Here is a 14,541-nt window from a genome sequence, read left to right on the forward strand (position 1 = left end):
ACGTCACCCTCACGCGTAGCGTAGCGGCCTTTCGTGCGCGATTCGTTCCATCGAAGGCGACGCCCCACGTCGAAGGCATCCGCATCGCGCCTTCGATGGATCAGGCTTTTTTTGCGGCGAGCGGCCTCACTTGCTTGACCTTCGCGATGCCCGCCGGCTCCGGCGGCATGTAGCCCCAGTCCGATTCCGCCGCGCCCGCATCGCGCGAAGCGGATTCACGCCTGGCCGGTTCATGTAAGGGTGGTTCTGTTTCTCGCCGTCGATGCTTCAACACCGCATCGGCGACACGTTCGACATGGGTTGCGTCCACATGCGATGCTTTCTCCAACGCAGCCAATGCACGCGCCGCGCGCAGCATGACGATATCGGCGCGCAAACCATCCACATGCGCCTCGATGCAAAGCGCGCTCACGCGAGCATGCACCGCGTCGTCGAAATCGAATTGCGTGAGCGCCGCGCGCGCCGCACGAATACGCTCGCCCAGCGACGCCTTTTCGCTCGCGTGATCCGCGCGAAATGCTTCGGGATCCGTATCGAATGCGAGCCGGGACTTGACGATGCGCTGCCGCACGTCCGCATCGAAGCAATTGCTCATCTCCACGGCGAGACCGAAACGATCCAGCAATTGCGGACGCAACTCGCCCTCTTCCGGATTCATCGTGCCGATCAGCACGAAGCGCGCGTCATGCCGATGCGAAATGCCATCGCGTTCGACGATGTTCACGCCGCTCGCCGCGACATCGAGCAACTGATCGACGAGCGGATTCGGCAGAAGATTCACTTCATCGACATACAGCACGCCGAGATGCGCCTTCGCGAGCAGGCCGGGCGAAAACTTCACGCCGCCGTCGCGCAATGCGCTTTGAATGTCGAGCGTGCCGATCAACTGTTCCTCGCTTGCACCGAGCGGCAAGGTCACGAGCTTTCCCTCGGGCAACAGCTCCGCGAGTGCGCGTGCCGCCGTGGATTTCGCCGTGCCGCGCGGCCCGCTGACGAGCACGCCGCCGATCGAGGGATCGACGGCCGCGAGCAAAAGCGCCTGCTGCAAGGGCTTTTGCGCGACTAGCGCGGTAAAGGGAAAAGTAAGCGAGTTCAATGTTGTCGGCCCTCGATGCATTGTTCGACATCGAGCAGATGCCGTTCGACCTGCTCGCGATAGCCAGCGGGTTCCTGCCACAGGCCGCGCTGCATCGCTTCGAGCAGACGCTCGCAGATCGATTGCAGCGCGTGCGGATTGTGTTGCGTGATGAACTCGCGCGTGTCGGCGTCGTTCACATAGGCTTCGGTGACGAGCGCGTATTGATGATCCGACACGACGCGCGCTGTGGCGTCATAGCCGAAAAGATAATCGACGGTTGCGGCGAGTTCGGACGCGCCCTTGTAGCCGTGCCGCTTCACGCCATCGATCCACTTCGGATTGACGACGCGAGAACGCACCACGCGCGCGATCTCCTCGTTCAACGTGCGCACGCGCGGCGCGGCGGGATTGCTGTGATCCGCGTTATACGCTTGCGGCTGCACGCCCGACAAATAACGCACGGCCGCGACCATGCCGCCCTGAAACTGATGATAATCGTTCGAGTCGAGCAGATCGTGTTCGCGATTGTCCTGATTCTGAAGCACGACATCGAGCGTCGAAAGCCGCGTGCCGAAGCTCGCCCGCGCTTCGACGCCGTCGCCCGTTTGCGAATACGCGTAACCGCCGGTGCTTTGATAGGCAGCGGAAAGATCCGCGTCGGACTGCCACTGTCTTGCGTCGATCAATTCCTGCAAACCCGCGCCATACGCGCCCGGCTTCGTGCTGAAGACGCGCCAGCCCGCGCGCCGCCTCGCTTCCTTCGCTTCGATGCCGCGCGCGCTCAGTTCGTCGCGTTCGCGCAGGATGCGCGCGCGGATCGGGTTGACGTCGGCGGGTTCGTCGTCGAGTTCGGCGACGGCCTGCACGGCCGCATCGAAGAGATGGATGAGATTCGCGAACGCATCGCGGAAAAAGCCCGATACGCGCAACGTCACGTCGATGCGCGGCCGGTTGAAGATCGATATCGGCAGAATCTCGAAGTCGGTCACGCGATGACTGCCCGCCGCCCACTTCGGCCGCACGCCGATCAGCGCGAACGCCTGCGCGATATCGTCGCCGCCCGTGCGCATCGTCGCCGTGCCCCACACGGACAAGCCGATCGCGCGCGGAAAATCGCCGTGGTCCTGCACATGACGTTCGACCAATGCGTTCGCCGACTTGAGCCCGAGCGACCAGGCCGCTTGCGTCGGCAACGCGCGCGTATCGACGGAATAGAAGTTGCGGCCCGTGGGCAGGACATCGGGCCTGCCGCGCGATGGCGAACCGCTCGGACCAGGCGGCACGAAACGCCCTTCGAGGCCGCGCTTGAGTTGCAAAAGCTCTTGCGGTCCGCATGCATCGAGGCGTGCGAGCACGTCGCCGCGCAAGCGTCCGAGCACGCGCGATGCATGCGGACCGGGCGCGGCGGCATCGTCGTCGGACAATAGTTGCATCGCTAACGATTCGAGGCGTTCGCGCGTATCGCCTTGATGACGCCAAGGCGCATCGACGACATCGACGAGCGCGCGCGGGCGCGGCCCGTTCCACGGCGCGGCCCAGTCGGCGTCGAGGGGATCGAAGTCGTCGGGCAGTTGCAGATCGCGCGCGATCGCCGTGATGAGGCTCGCGTTCGCGCCCTGCCCGTCGCCGATCGGAAAGCGGCCGAGCGCGAGCAGCGTGTCGCGGCGCTGCACGCCCTGCGGCGACACGCCGAACACATGGAGGCCGTCGCGAATCTGAGCTTCCTTCAGCTCGCACAGATAGGCATCGGCGCGCATGAGCAAGGCATCTTCACCCACGGCATCGCGTGGCGCATCGAGCCCGAGCTCTTCGTGCAACTTGTGCTCGACGATGTTCGCGAGGATCGACCGGCGCAATAGCTTCGCGCGGCGCGCATCGACCATCAGCGCTTCGTAGTATTCGTCGACCTGACGCTCGAGATCCTGCAACGGTCCGTAGTTCTCGGCGCGCGTGAGCGGCGGCATCAGATGATCGATGATGACGGCCTGCGCGCGGCGCTTCGCCTGACTGCCTTCGCCCGGATCGTTCACGATGAACGGATAGAGATGCGGCATCGGTCCGAGAATCGCGTCGGGCCAGCACGACGACGACAACGCGACGCTCTTGCCCGGCAGCCATTCGAGATTGCCGTGCTTGCCGACATGCACGAGCGCATCCACCTGAAAGCGCAGACGCAACCAGAAATAGAACGCGAGATACGCATGCGGCGGAACGAGTTCGGCGTCGTGATAGCTCGCGTAATCGTTGCGTTCGCGCGAACGAGAAGGCTGTATGCCGACGAAGACTTCGCCGCAACGATAGCCCGCGATCATGAAGCGGCCACGTCTTACCGTAGAGTCGTCTTCGGGGGCGCCCCACGTTTTTTCGAGTGCTGCGCGCGCATCGGCGGGCAGCGTGCGATACGCATCGAGATATTCGTCGAGTGAAAGACTCTGCAACGCCGGACGCAAGTCGCGCACGATGGGATCGTTGGTCACGCCTTCGGTCAGCGCGGCGATGAGCGCATCGCCGTTCGCTGGAATGTCGCTCACGCGATAGCCTTCGCGCGCGAGCATGGACAATATGCCGATGGCCGATGCGGGCGTGTCGAGTCCCACGCCGTTGCCGATGCGCCCTTCGCTCGCCGGATAGTTGGCGAGTACGAGCGCGATGCGCTTCTGCGCGTTCGGCGTATAACGCAGCCTGCACCAGCGGCGGCTCAATTCGGCGACGAAGCGCACGCGCTCCGCATCGGCCTGATAGCGCACCACGTCCACTTGCGTGTGCTTGCAGTAGTACGCGAGTCCCTTGAAACTGATCGCGCGCGTGATGATGCGGCCATCGACTTCGGGCAGCGCGACATGCATCGCGACATCGCGCGAGTTGAGACCGTGATTGTCTTTTTGCCAGTCGTCCCGATTGCCGCCGCTCAGGATGACTTGCAGCACGGGCGCATCGCCCGCGACTTCGAACGTTTCGTCCTCGCCGATTACGCTCGCAGCGAAAGCCGTCGTATTCAATACGAGCGATGCGCGATGCTCCGCGCACAAACGCGCGACGACTTCGCGGCTCACGCTTTCCTTCAGCGATGAGATCGCGATCGGCAGCGGATTCATGCCTTCTTTCTCGAGCGCTTCGATGAGCGCATCGAACACGGCGGTATTGCCCGACTGCAAGTGCGCGCGATAAAACAGGATCGCGGCGACGGGTGCCCCTTCCGTCCAGCGCGCCTGCCAGTCTTCGATGGTGGCGATATCGCGTTCGGGATGATAGATCGCGACGGCAGGCAGCGGGCTCGGCGGTTGCGGCTCGCGCCCGAAGCCGAATGCGCGATGAGCAATCGTGCGCAAAAATTCTTCCGCATTGCGCGCGCCGCCTTCGCGCAGATAGCGCGACAACTCGCGGCAAAACTGCGCATCCGCCGTGCTCTTGCCGATGAGATTCGGATCCTCGGTGAGATCGCCCGAAAACATCGCGAGCGTCTGTTGCTCCTGCCTCGCGAGCGCGACGAGCCGCTCGATGCCGTACGGCCAATAGGATTCGCCGCCGAGGTGATCGACGATCACGACCTTCGCGTGACGCAGCACGTCGTCGACATAGAAATCGACCGATGCGGGCTGACGCAAAAACGATTGATTCGCGAGCCGCACTTCGGGAAAGCCCGCTTCGAGGCGCGGAAACACGCTTGCGAGCAACGCGAGCGTGGTGTCGGCGGAACTGAGCACCACGATCGGCGCGCGTGTCTGCTCGATGCGCATGACGCCTTGCGCATCGTCGACGAAGCCTCCCGGTGTCGTGCGAAGCAGATGCATGACCGTTATGCCTGCGCGGGCGCGCTTGCGAGCGCCGCATCGAACGCGCGTTGCAGCGTGTCGCGATCGAGGTCTTCGCCGATCAGCACGAAGCGGCTTTGCGTCTTCGCTTCGTCGGCTTGCCAGCGGCGATCGAAATAGCTGTCGAAACGACGTCCTACGCCCTGCACGACGAGCCGCATCGCCGCGCCCGGCAATGCGGCGAAACCCTTCACGCGATAGATCGTGTGATGCTCGACGAGCGCATGCAACGCCGCAATGGCCTGCTCGCGCGTTTCGACCTTGCCCTGAACGACGACCGAATCGAACTCGTCATGATGATGATCGGTATGGCCTTCCTCGTCGGGCGAGCCGTGATGATCGTGCCGCAGATGAATCGTCTCTTCCGATGCCGCTTCGAGACCGAGCAGCGTATGGACATCGAGCCGGCCCATCTGCGCGGGCACGATTTTCACTTCGCGCGGAATCTCGGGACGCACGAGCGCTTCGACCTTTTGCAGCGCTGCATCGTCCATGAGATCGGTCTTGTTCACGATCACGAGATCCGCCGACGAAAGCTGATCCTCGAACAATTCGTGCAGCGGCGATTCGTGATCGAGATTCGGATCGGCCTTGCGCTGTGCATCGACTGCGACGGGATTCGCCGCGAACTGGCCGCTTGCGGCAGCGGGGCCATCGACCACGGTGACGACAGCATCGACCGTGAACGCGTTCTTGATCGACGGCCAGTTGAACGCCTGCACGAGCGGCTTTGGCAACGCAAGACCCGATGTTTCGATCAGCACGTGATCGATGCTCTCGCGCCGCTCGACGAGCTGCTCCATCACCGGATAGAACTCTTCCTGCACGGTGCAGCACAGGCAACCGTTCGCAAGTTCATACAGATTGCGGTTCTTGGAACCGGCTTCGTCGTCGCAACCGATGCCGCAACCCTTCAGGATTTCCCCGTCGATGCCGAGCTCGCCGAACTCGTTGACGATCACCGCGATGCGCTTTCCTTGCGCGTTGGACAGGATATGGCGCATCAGCGTGGTCTTGCCGCTGCCGAGAAAGCCGGTCACGACGGTGACGGGGATCTTGCGGGTTTGCATCGTTGCTCCGTGGCTTCTGGTGCGTGCGCTTCATGTCGCGCGATGCGTGCCAACGCCGCGGAATGAAAAGAGTAACGCACGCTTTCGATGGGTCATGGGCCGCGCCGCATCCCCGCGGCAGCGATCCTCTGTAAAAGTATGGCCGGTATCCGGGCTGACGATCACGCCGCTTCGCCTTCCCGCGCATGAATATGCGCAGTGGCCTCGAAGCCGGCTTCCCGTTCGTGCGATGAAAACATCGCGCGCGCGGGGAATCGCTTACCGTTGCGGGGGCAGCGCAGGTTGACGTTCACTCGAATCGGTCGAAAGGAACGCGTCCTGCTTCCCGTTTAACTGCGCACGAGAGAATCCGCGCGCGAGCACCAAAACTGCGTGAAAGTCTAGGCCCGGCGCGCGCGAGCGTCAAGGAATGACGAGGCTTGCGCGGTGTCATAATGTCGGCCCACACTCTTCATTCGACATGAAATCTTCGATAGTTTGCATGAATGCGCCTGCAATCATGCGGCTTGCGGTCGGCATCGGTTGCAGGCGAGACACGAACGCCGATACGATCGAACATGCCGTACGTGTCGCGCTGGGCAGGCGTGAATTCGGCGATATCGCGATCGTCGCGAGCATCGATGCGAAAAGGAACGAAGCGGGCTTGCTCGCGTTCTGCGCACGTCATGGCTTGCCGCTGCGTTTCTATAGCGCCGATGAAATCGCGCACGCGCCGCACACCGGGATTTCACATCACGCAGCGAAGCACTTGAACGTCGACGGCGTATGCGAGCCATGCGCGCTGCTTGCGGGCAACGCGCGCACGCTCATCGTGCCAAAGACGATCGATTGCGGCGTAACCGTCGCGATCGCAATGGTGCATGAACGCGGTGCGAACGGAACATGAACACCGGCTTGGTCGCCGTGCGCGGGCGCTCCGTTTCGGCGAGCGGCTTCGCGACGAGCGGCTTGAATTTATCGCGGCAAAGCCAGACGAGCACGGCCAGCGCGACGAGTTCCAGATAGAGATAGAGCGCGTCCATTTTCTTGCTCCTGAAGTCGGGTGAGTGCGTGAATGCATGATGCCCGCCGTCTGTTAGCGCAGAATTAAGCCGCAAACGCTCGCTATCGAACCGTCGACCTGTTGTACGATACGGCCGTCTTTCCCTGGAGATCCCGTGAAAACCGATACCGAATCGCATCTGCGCATGACCCAGCGTCGCAAGGAAGGGCACGAGAAAAAGCAGGCCGCCGCCGATCATGAAAAAGGCCTGCTGATCGTGAATACCGGCAACGGCAAAGGGAAGACCACGGCGGCGTTCGGCATGGCCGTGCGCGTGCTCGGTCATGGCATGAAGCTCGGCGTCGTGCAGTTCATCAAGGGCGCGCTGCATACGTCCGAGCGCGATTTCCTCGGCGCAATCGCGCATTGCGATTTCGTCACGATGGGCGACGGCTACACCTGGAACACGCAGAACCGCGAAGCCGACATCGCCACCGCGCGCAAAGGCTGGAACGAAGCGCGGCGCATGATCGAAAGCGGCGAGTATCGGATGGTCGTGCTCGATGAGCTGAACACGGTGCTCAAGTACGAATATCTGCCGCTCGATGAAGTGCTCGACGTGCTCAAGGCGCGGCCCGCAATGGTGCATGTGGTCGTGACGGGACGCCATGCACCCGATGCGTTGATCGAACTCGCCGACCTCGTCACCGAAATGCGGCTCGTGAAGCATCCTTATCGCGAGCAGGGCGTGAAGGCGCAACGCGGCGTCGAGTTCTGAACGCGATGCCCGACTGCCCCGCTCTTTTCATCGGCGCAAGCGCGTCGCATCAAGGCAAGACCACGGTGACGGCCGCGCTCGCGCGTCATCACACGCGCCGTGGCCTGAACGTGCGCGTGTTCAAGACCGGTCCGGATTTTCTCGATCCGATGATCCTCGAACGCGCATGCGGCGCAAGCGTCTATTCGCTGCATCTGTCGATGGTCGGTCTGGACGCGTGCCGCGCATTGCTTGCAGAGGCCGCGCGCGAGGCCGACCTCATTCTCATCGAAGGCGTGATGGGTCTTTTCGACGGCACGCCCAGCAGCGCCGATCTCGCGGCCGCGTTCAACGTGCCCGTGCTCGCGGTGATCGGCGCGCACGGCATGGCGCAGACCTTCGGCGCAATCGCGTTCGGTCTCGCGCGTTATCGCGCGGACGTGCCGTTTCATGGCGTGCTCGCGAATCGCGTCGCGTCGGCGCGTCATGCGCAGATGCTGTCGGAGACCATTCCGGAGGGGCTGCTTTATTGCGGCCATCTGTCGAACGCGGACGATATCGCGCTGCCCGAGCGCCATCTCGGCCTCACGCAGCCTGAAGAAATCGCGGGCCTCGACGCGCGGCTCGATCGCGCCGCGGATGCCATCGCGCAAACGGCGCTCGCGGATCTGCCGCCGCCCGTTCATTTCGACGATGCGACGCTTGCCGTGCCCCCGCGTCTGCTCGACGGAATGCATATCGCGATTGCGCGCGATGCCGCGTTCTCGTTCGTGTATCCGGCGAACGTGGATCTGCTCATTGCGATGGGCGCGCGCATCAGCACGTTTTCGCCGCTCAGCGACGAACCCGCGCCCCACGACGCCGACGCGCTCTATCTTCCTGGCGGTTATCCCGAACTGCATGCGGCGAGGCTCGCTGCGAATGCGCGCACGCGCGTGTCTATCGGCGAGCACGTCGCGAAAGCGAAGCCGGTCGTCGCGGAATGCGGCGGCATGCTTTATCTGCTCGACACACTGACGGACATCGAAGGAACACGGCACGCGATGCTCGGCATTCTGCCGGGCGATGCCGCGATGCAACGCAAGCTGTCGCGCCTCGCGATGCAGCGCATCGACACCATGCACGGCGCGATGATGGGCCACACGTTCCATTACTCGACACTGCAAACGCCGATGCAAGCCGCCCTTCAAGCCACGCACGCGACGACGGGCACATCGGGCGAAGCGCTCTTTCGACACGGCCCGGTCACGGCCACTTACATGCACGCATACTGGCCGTCGAATCCGGCCGCGGCCGCCGCACTCTTTCGCGGCGAATCACTATGACGACGACGCAAGACATTCGCACGCCGCTCGATCTCGCATTCACGATCGAGCGCGCAAAGACGCAGGAACCTATCGGCTCGCCATGCACCGACGTCTGTAAGCTCGATCCCGAAACGGGCTTATGCCACGGATGCTTCAGAAGCCGCGAAGAGATCAAGACTTTCAGATCGATGGACGATGCCGCGAAGCTCGATCTGTTCGATGCCTTGCTCGCGCGGCGTGCGGCGAGCGCGAAGTGAGCCTCGTGATCCGGCCGGATAAACCGGTCAAGCCGTCGCCATTCTCCTGACAGCCGGCCGCTCCAGTTCACGCGCGGCGAGTGCGCCGAACACAAGCCCGAGCGTCGCCCAGATCAGCGCCTGAATACCGATCGCGGCCAAGCGGAAGTTCCACAAGAGCGACGCCGAGAAATCGGCGGGCACTTCATCGATATGCGGCAGCGTGACCTGCGCCACCACGATCACGACGATATACGCAGCCACGGCGATGAGCGTCGCGTTCCAGCCGTCATGCCGCGCGGCCATGCGCCGCCGCAGCCACACGGCGAACACTGCCGCCGCGATCGAAATCGCCACCATGCCGAAGAAGAGCGCCGTGCGCGGCCCGATGGTGTCGGGATTGCCGACCGCTGGCGGATTCGGCGGGTACTTGAGAAACGGCACGATGGCAACGCTCACGAAGCCGAGCAACGCCAGAAGCGCCGACGTGCCGCGCGCGCGCAACGCGCCGAGCCGCCCGTAGGCGAATGCGAACACTAGCGAGAAAAGACCGCCCAGCGCGGTGCCGAACACCGCGACGCCGGTCAGGAGGCCGAGGCCCGCTTGCGTGTCGCGGGAGACGAGTTCTTCATCGCCGTGATCGTGCGAATGCGCGGCGCCCGGCGCGGCATCGGCATGCTCATGGTCGTGTTGGTGCGCGGGCTGCGCCTGCTCGTGCTGTTCCTCGAAAGCGATGGCGCGCGCCACCGACGGCTCCCCGAACGCCCGCGCAAAGCCGAAGCCGATCAGGCCCGCGACCAGTCCCGCGATCATGCCGCGTATCAGCAAAGTGCGAATCATGACGCGTCCTCAGTGGCACGGAAAGCCGAGCAAATGCCGGCCGTCGTGAACGAACTCGTGGACGTACATGCCCGAGAAAATCGACGTCGCACCCTGCTCCGCGCCGACGAAGTAAATAGCGATCAGCAAAAGAAGACCGATGAAAACGGCCCAAGGCAGCACTTCGCGCACCGGAATGGGCACGGGTGCGTCGAGCGGCGGGGAAACCGGAGCGGAAAAGACCGGCGTGTTGGAAGCATTCATGGTGGTTCTCCAGGGAAAAGCGCGTCCCGATTGACGAAGAGCATGCAGCGGGGTCTGACTCGCGGCGCAACGCTTTCACGCTGACGAACGCATACAGTGGCGCGACCGTGCCGGGTTTGCACCGGCTTCCTCGCACTGCAAGCTTGCCATTCTATGATGATCGGCGGCAAAGTAAAACGATTCCGATTCGCCCGGCGACTCTCTTGGAACTCATTCTGTTATGTCACGCCGCCACGCGCGCGATGAAAACCGGCCGCTTTCCCATAGGCGACGAGGACGCGGAACACGACGCGAGCTTGCAGCTTGCGCCGCTGCGGGGCGAAACACGCGTCATCACGAGTCCGGCGCGCGTGGCACGCCAGACTGCGCAATGGATCGCGGATACAGTCGAGATCGTTCCCGCGTTCGACGATATCGACTACGGCCGCTGGCGCGGGCGCTCGATACGCGAGATCGGGGAGCACGAGCCCGAGCATGTCGCCGCGTGGCTCGCGGATCCGCACGCGCGCGGGCACGGCGGCGAGAGCGTCGCGATGCTCACGGCGCGCGTCGCGAGCGGGCTTGCATTTGTCGATCGCCTGGATGCGTGCGAGCGATGCATCGTCGTCACGCATGCGATCGTCGTGAAAGCCGCGCTCGCGCATATGCTGGGCATGCCGCTCCAGTCCGTCTACCGAATGAATTTCGCGCCGCTATCGGCCACGGTGTTGAAGCGCGCATTGCCGGCCGAAGCATGGACCGCCGGATTGCCGCATGACCCGGTCTGAACTTCGATGCTTACAAATCGCTCAAAGGGAGCAGCGCATCGCATGCGCGGTCCGCTCTCGAACCGATTCAGGAGACTCAAATGCCGCATTACGTGGATGGATTCGTCGTACCCGTGCCGATCGACAAGATCGATGCCTATCGCACCATGGCCGAAGCCGCCGGCAAGATCTGGCTCGAGCACGGCGCGCTGCAGTTCGTGGAAACCATCGCCGACGACGTCAAACCCGGCAAGCTCACGTCGTTTCCGCAGAGCGTGCAGCTTAAGGAAGGCGAAACGGTAGCGTTCTCGTATATCGTCTACGAGTCGCGCGAGCAGCGCGACAGCATCAACGCAAAAGTGATGGAAGATCCGCGCCTCAAATCGATGATGGAGTCCGGCGAGCCGCCGTTCGATCCTCAACGCATGTTCTTCGGCGGCTTCACGACGCTCGTCGAACTCGGGCGCGGCTGATATTTCTATTTCTGACCTAACGGTGAAGGGAACGCATCGACATGTATATCGCCATGAACCGCTTCAAGATCGTGCCCGGCGCCGAGGCCGACTTCGAACGCCTCTGGACCAGCCGCGACACGCATCTCAAGGACGTGCCGGGGTTCATCGAGTTTCATCTGCTCAAGGGGCCCGTGAAGGACGATCACGTCCTGTATTCGAGCCACACGATCTGGGCGAATCAGGCGGCCTTCGAGGATTGGACACGATCCGACGCGTTTCGCGCTGCGCATCGCAATGCCGGCGGCGAAACGCGCCAGCTTTATCTCGGTCACCCGGAGTTCGAAGGCTTCGAAGTGATTCAGACGGTCAAATAGACAGTCTGCACGCGCGTTCGAACGTTCGCGCGCTTATTCGCAAGCACGCGCGTTTTACACGGATGTGAAAAAACGCGCCGCGCAGATTCTTTTTCAGGCCTTCGCGCCGCGTGCCATGCGCTGCAAGGTCGACGAATCGATCGCCGCCGCGCAGATGCGCACCGCTTCTTTCAGCGTGCGCGGCCGGCCCTCGCCGAATTGCGATTCGAGCATCGCGACGGCGCGCATGCGTTCGTCGTTGCCGAGCTTCTCGCCTGTCGCGAGTTCCAGCACCGAGATGAAATAACCCGCGGGTGGTGCAGCGCGGGTGCGGGGAGCCGTCTGGCTCGTCGCGCCCGCGCCTTCGCGTCCGTCCTCGCGCGCGGGGATCCACGGGTGCCATCTGTTGTCGTATCGACTTTTCATGGTTCAGTTCGCTTGCTCGATTGCTATGGCGCCTTCGCTGCGCCGTTTATCGTGTGACGCCGTTGCGCCCTCTTTCAATGGGCAAACATTCAGCAAGTACCGTTCCAAGCGATTCCGACGCTGTGTGGCGTGGCGCGCCTTAATTGCTTTCCTCCGACAAAACCGCGCGCGCGACGCGACACGTGGCGAGGTCCCATGCCGCGCATCCGACCGATTTGAACATCACGGAACCCGTGGCGTTTTTGGGAGCGGCGAGCGCCTCGGCCAGCGGATGCACCGCGCTCCAGTCGACGCCCGCGAGAATGAAATCGCCCGCCTCGTGACGCGCGCCAGCGGCGTCGTCGACATACAGTTCGCTCGCGTGGACGGTCGCGGCGGCGATCTCGGCGGCATCGGCCGTGAAGGCGCCCACGCCGATCACGAGCCGCCCCGCACGCGCGGGCATCGTATAGACGGGCGTCTTGCTCGTGGTCGCGGCGATGACGACATCGACCGAATCGGGAATCGTGGCATCTTCGAGCGCGGCGAGATTGCCCGACACCGACCCATGCGCGGCGCAAAATTCGCGCGCGCGTTCGAGACGCGAGCCCTGCACGCGAACGCGCGCATCCGGATAGACGGCGGCGAGCGCCTCGACGTGATACGCCGCCTGCTTGCCCGTGCCGATCACGAGCACGTCGCGCGGCGGGGCGGCGTGCAGCGCACGGATAGCGAGCATCGACACGGACGCCGTGCGCCGCCCCGTGACCGTGGGACCGTCGAGCATGAATTGCGGCACGCCCGTCGCGGCGTCGTACGCGGTGACCTGACCGTGGATCGTCGGCAGGCCGCGCGCGCCATTGCCCGGGCATACGTTCACGAGCTTGTGCATCGCGATATCGGCGGCGCTCGCGGGCATCGACAGCATGACGCCGCCCTCGATCGGCACGACCATGCGCTCCGGACTCACGATGCGGCCCGCCGCGTAATCGAGCATCGTCGCGGCGAGCGTGTCCACGAGCCTGTCATAAGGCACGAGGCGCGCGGTTTGGGCTTCGTCGAAACTCGGGATCATTGCGGTCATCGTGTTCGCTCGCGGTGGATGTTGAGGGACGTCGACAATGCCATCGGCATGCCATCGAAGTGCCGGAACATTCTAACGGCGCGCGGCGCCGTGTCACAAAGCGGCGCGCCGGATTTGAGCGCGCGCGCGCCGCTTTCTACAATGACGGAATCAGTCGTTGTCATATGACCGCCATTAAATAGCGTCATAATCGGCCGGCCCGCGCCACGACCGGTCATCACGACGGCGGCAGCCCAAGAACGCCACGGAGCCCTTCATGAATCAGACGGAAAAACAGCGCCGCTTCCACGCCGACATCATCGACAGTTATGACGAAGAGTTCGAGATGGAGGTCGACGATCGCTTCCTCGACGGCGAATCGACGTTCTCGGAAGAAGAACGGCTCTTGCGCAAGACGTATTTTCGCGAGCTGTTCCGTCTGCAGGGCGAGCTCGTGAAGCTGCAGGATTGGGTCGTGCACAAGGGGCATCGGCTCGTCGTGCTGTTCGAGGGACGCGATGCGGCGGGCAAAGGCGGCGCGATCAAGCGCATCACGCAGCGGCTGAATCCGCGCGTGTGCCGCGTGGCGGCGCTTCCCGCACCGAACAATCGCGAGCGCACGCAGTGGTATTTCCAGCGTTACGTATCGCACTTGCCCGCGGCTGGCGAGATCGTGCTGTTCGACCGGAGCTGGTACAACCGCGCGGGCGTCGAGCGCGTGATGAACTTCTGCACCGACGAAGAATATGAGGAATTTTTCCGCTCGGTTCCCGAGTTCGAAAAGATGCTGGTGCGCAGCGGCATCCAGATCGTCAAGTACTGGTTCTCGATCACCGACGACGAACAGGAAGTGCGCTTCGAAGCGCGTATCGAAGATCCGCTCAAGCAGTGGAAGCTGAGCCCCATGGACCTGGAAAGCCGCCGCCGCTGGGAGGCGTACACGGCCGCGAAGGAAGTCATGCTTCAGCGCACTCACATTCCCGAAGCGCCGTGGTGGGTCGTGCAGGCCGTCGACAAGAAGCGCGCGCGCCTGAACTGCATGCATCACCTGTTGAGCCAGGTGCCGTATCACGAGATAGAACACGAGCCGATCAAGCTGCCCGATCGCGTGTTCAATCCCGACTATCTGCGCCAGCCCGTGCCTGATGAGATGTATGTGCCCGAAGTGTATTGACGTTCGATGACGCTGATCGC

The 14,541-nt window shown here is 63.3% G+C and carries 16 protein-coding genes and 2 riboswitches; of the genes, 9 read left to right on the forward strand and 7 right to left on the reverse strand.

The window, feature by feature from the left end; genetic code table 11:
* Window positions 1-100: 100 nt before the first annotated feature.
* Genes NCS28_RS18860 through cobW form a run of 3 tightly spaced genes read right to left on the reverse strand, consistent with a single transcriptional unit; the run spans window position 101 to window position 5,960 of the window.
* Window positions 101-1,117, reverse strand: a complete 1,017-nt coding sequence (locus tag NCS28_RS18860; RefSeq protein ID WP_250515280.1) for a magnesium chelatase ATPase subunit I — start codon at window positions 1,115-1,117, stop codon at window positions 101-103.
* Window positions 1,093-4,869: a cobaltochelatase subunit CobN gene (cobN, locus tag NCS28_RS18865; protein WP_250515281.1), complete on the reverse strand. Its 3,777-nt coding sequence runs from the start codon at window positions 4,867-4,869 to the stop codon at window positions 1,093-1,095. The genes NCS28_RS18860 and cobN overlap by 25 nt, the downstream gene beginning before the upstream one ends.
* A 5-nt stretch (window positions 4,870-4,874) precedes the next feature.
* On the reverse strand, window positions 4,875-5,960 hold the full coding sequence (gene cobW, locus NCS28_RS18870) for a cobalamin biosynthesis protein CobW (RefSeq protein WP_250515282.1): 1,086 nt from the start codon (window positions 5,958-5,960) through the stop codon (window positions 4,875-4,877).
* 123 nt (window positions 5,961-6,083) lie between these two features.
* A riboswitch (cobalamin riboswitch) is annotated at window positions 6,084-6,340 on the reverse strand.
* A 101-nt stretch (window positions 6,341-6,441) separates the two neighbouring features.
* Between cobW and NCS28_RS18875 the strand changes: the two genes are divergently transcribed.
* The 5 genes from NCS28_RS18875 to NCS28_RS18895 all read left to right on the forward strand — a co-directional run bounded on the left by NCS28_RS18875 (window position 6,442) and on the right by NCS28_RS18895 (window position 9,263).
* Window positions 6,442-6,846 (forward strand): cobalamin biosynthesis protein, encoded by a 405-nt coding sequence (locus NCS28_RS18875; protein WP_250515283.1) that lies wholly within the window; start codon window positions 6,442-6,444, stop codon window positions 6,844-6,846.
* Window positions 6,821-7,006, forward strand: coding sequence for a hypothetical protein (locus NCS28_RS18880; protein WP_250515284.1), 186 nt, complete (start codon window positions 6,821-6,823; stop codon window positions 7,004-7,006). Before NCS28_RS18875 ends, NCS28_RS18880 begins: the two co-directional genes overlap by 26 nt.
* A gap of 111 nt (window positions 7,007-7,117) precedes the next feature.
* Complete coding sequence (gene cobO, locus NCS28_RS18885) at window positions 7,118-7,720, forward strand: cob(I)yrinic acid a,c-diamide adenosyltransferase (RefSeq protein ID WP_250515285.1); 603 nt, start codon at window positions 7,118-7,120, stop codon at window positions 7,718-7,720.
* 5 nt (window positions 7,721-7,725) lie between these two features.
* Entirely contained in the window at window positions 7,726-9,024 is a 1,299-nt protein-coding gene (locus NCS28_RS18890) for a cobyrinic acid a,c-diamide synthase CobB (protein ID WP_250515286.1), read from the forward strand.
* Window positions 9,021-9,263: a DUF1289 domain-containing protein gene (locus NCS28_RS18895; protein WP_250515287.1), complete on the forward strand. Its 243-nt coding sequence runs from the start codon at window positions 9,021-9,023 to the stop codon at window positions 9,261-9,263. Before NCS28_RS18890 ends, NCS28_RS18895 begins: the two co-directional genes overlap by 4 nt.
* A gap of 27 nt (window positions 9,264-9,290) precedes the next feature.
* Here the strand turns inward: NCS28_RS18895 and NCS28_RS18900 are convergent, their stop codons facing one another.
* On the reverse strand, window positions 9,291-10,082 hold the full coding sequence (locus NCS28_RS18900; RefSeq protein WP_250515288.1) for a CbtA family protein: 792 nt from the start codon (window positions 10,080-10,082) through the stop codon (window positions 9,291-9,293).
* 9 nt (window positions 10,083-10,091) lie between these two features.
* Complete coding sequence (locus NCS28_RS18905; RefSeq protein ID WP_250515289.1) at window positions 10,092-10,325, reverse strand: CbtB domain-containing protein; 234 nt, start codon at window positions 10,323-10,325, stop codon at window positions 10,092-10,094.
* 29 nt (window positions 10,326-10,354) lie between these two features.
* Window positions 10,355-10,480, reverse strand: a riboswitch (cobalamin riboswitch).
* A gap of 48 nt (window positions 10,481-10,528) precedes the next feature.
* Here NCS28_RS18905 and NCS28_RS18910 point away from each other — a divergent pair.
* From NCS28_RS18910 to hmuQ, 3 genes are all read left to right on the forward strand, one after another.
* Window positions 10,529-11,092, forward strand: a complete 564-nt coding sequence (locus NCS28_RS18910) for a histidine phosphatase family protein (protein WP_250515290.1) — start codon at window positions 10,529-10,531, stop codon at window positions 11,090-11,092.
* Between the two features lie 80 nt (window positions 11,093-11,172).
* Window positions 11,173-11,544, forward strand: coding sequence for a DUF1428 domain-containing protein (locus tag NCS28_RS18915; protein ID WP_250515291.1), 372 nt, complete (start codon window positions 11,173-11,175; stop codon window positions 11,542-11,544).
* A 41-nt stretch (window positions 11,545-11,585) separates the two neighbouring features.
* Complete coding sequence (gene hmuQ / locus NCS28_RS18920) at window positions 11,586-11,900, forward strand: heme-degrading protein HmuQ (protein ID WP_250515292.1); 315 nt, start codon at window positions 11,586-11,588, stop codon at window positions 11,898-11,900.
* A gap of 93 nt (window positions 11,901-11,993) precedes the next feature.
* On the opposite strand, the gene NCS28_RS18925 is transcribed toward hmuQ, so the two are convergent.
* Complete coding sequence (locus tag NCS28_RS18925; RefSeq protein WP_250515293.1) at window positions 11,994-12,305, reverse strand: hypothetical protein; 312 nt, start codon at window positions 12,303-12,305, stop codon at window positions 11,994-11,996.
* 139 nt (window positions 12,306-12,444) lie between these two features.
* Window positions 12,445-13,368, reverse strand: a complete 924-nt coding sequence (gene lhpI, locus NCS28_RS18930) for a bifunctional Delta(1)-pyrroline-2-carboxylate/Delta(1)-piperideine-2-carboxylate reductase (protein ID WP_250515294.1) — start codon at window positions 13,366-13,368, stop codon at window positions 12,445-12,447.
* 256 nt (window positions 13,369-13,624) lie between these two features.
* On the opposite strand from lhpI, the gene ppk2 reads away from it, so the two are divergent.
* Entirely contained in the window at window positions 13,625-14,521 is an 897-nt protein-coding gene (ppk2, locus tag NCS28_RS18935; protein WP_250515295.1) for a polyphosphate kinase 2, read from the forward strand.
* Window positions 14,522-14,541 lie beyond the last annotated feature (20 nt).

It is taken from the genome of Caballeronia sp. INDeC2, from assembly GCF_023631325.1.
GTDB lineage: Bacteria > Pseudomonadota > Gammaproteobacteria > Burkholderiales > Burkholderiaceae > Caballeronia.

Coding starts and splice junctions, on each gene's coding strand:
- NCS28_RS18860 (WP_250515280.1), bottom strand. CDS start 1,117: ATGCATCGAGGGCCGACAACATTGAACTCGCTTACTTTTCCCTTTACC.
- cobN (WP_250515281.1), bottom strand. CDS start 4,869: ATGCATCTGCTTCGCACGACACCGGGAGGCTTCGTCGACGATGCGCAA.
- cobW (WP_250515282.1), bottom strand. CDS start 5,960: ATGCAAACCCGCAAGATCCCCGTCACCGTCGTGACCGGCTTTCTCGGC.
- NCS28_RS18875 (WP_250515283.1), top strand. CDS start 6,442: ATGAATGCGCCTGCAATCATGCGGCTTGCGGTCGGCATCGGTTGCAGG.
- NCS28_RS18880 (WP_250515284.1), top strand. CDS start 6,821: ATGAACGCGGTGCGAACGGAACATGAACACCGGCTTGGTCGCCGTGCG.
- NCS28_RS18890 (WP_250515286.1), top strand. CDS start 7,726: ATGCCCGACTGCCCCGCTCTTTTCATCGGCGCAAGCGCGTCGCATCAA.
- NCS28_RS18895 (WP_250515287.1), top strand. CDS start 9,021: ATGACGACGACGCAAGACATTCGCACGCCGCTCGATCTCGCATTCACG.
- NCS28_RS18900 (WP_250515288.1), bottom strand. CDS start 10,082: ATGATTCGCACTTTGCTGATACGCGGCATGATCGCGGGACTGGTCGCG.
- NCS28_RS18905 (WP_250515289.1), bottom strand. CDS start 10,325: ATGAATGCTTCCAACACGCCGGTCTTTTCCGCTCCGGTTTCCCCGCCG.
- NCS28_RS18915 (WP_250515291.1), top strand. CDS start 11,173: ATGCCGCATTACGTGGATGGATTCGTCGTACCCGTGCCGATCGACAAG.
- hmuQ (WP_250515292.1), top strand. CDS start 11,586: ATGTATATCGCCATGAACCGCTTCAAGATCGTGCCCGGCGCCGAGGCC.
- NCS28_RS18925 (WP_250515293.1), bottom strand. CDS start 12,305: ATGAAAAGTCGATACGACAACAGATGGCACCCGTGGATCCCCGCGCGC.
- lhpI (WP_250515294.1), bottom strand. CDS start 13,368: ATGACCGCAATGATCCCGAGTTTCGACGAAGCCCAAACCGCGCGCCTC.
- ppk2 (WP_250515295.1), top strand. CDS start 13,625: ATGAATCAGACGGAAAAACAGCGCCGCTTCCACGCCGACATCATCGAC.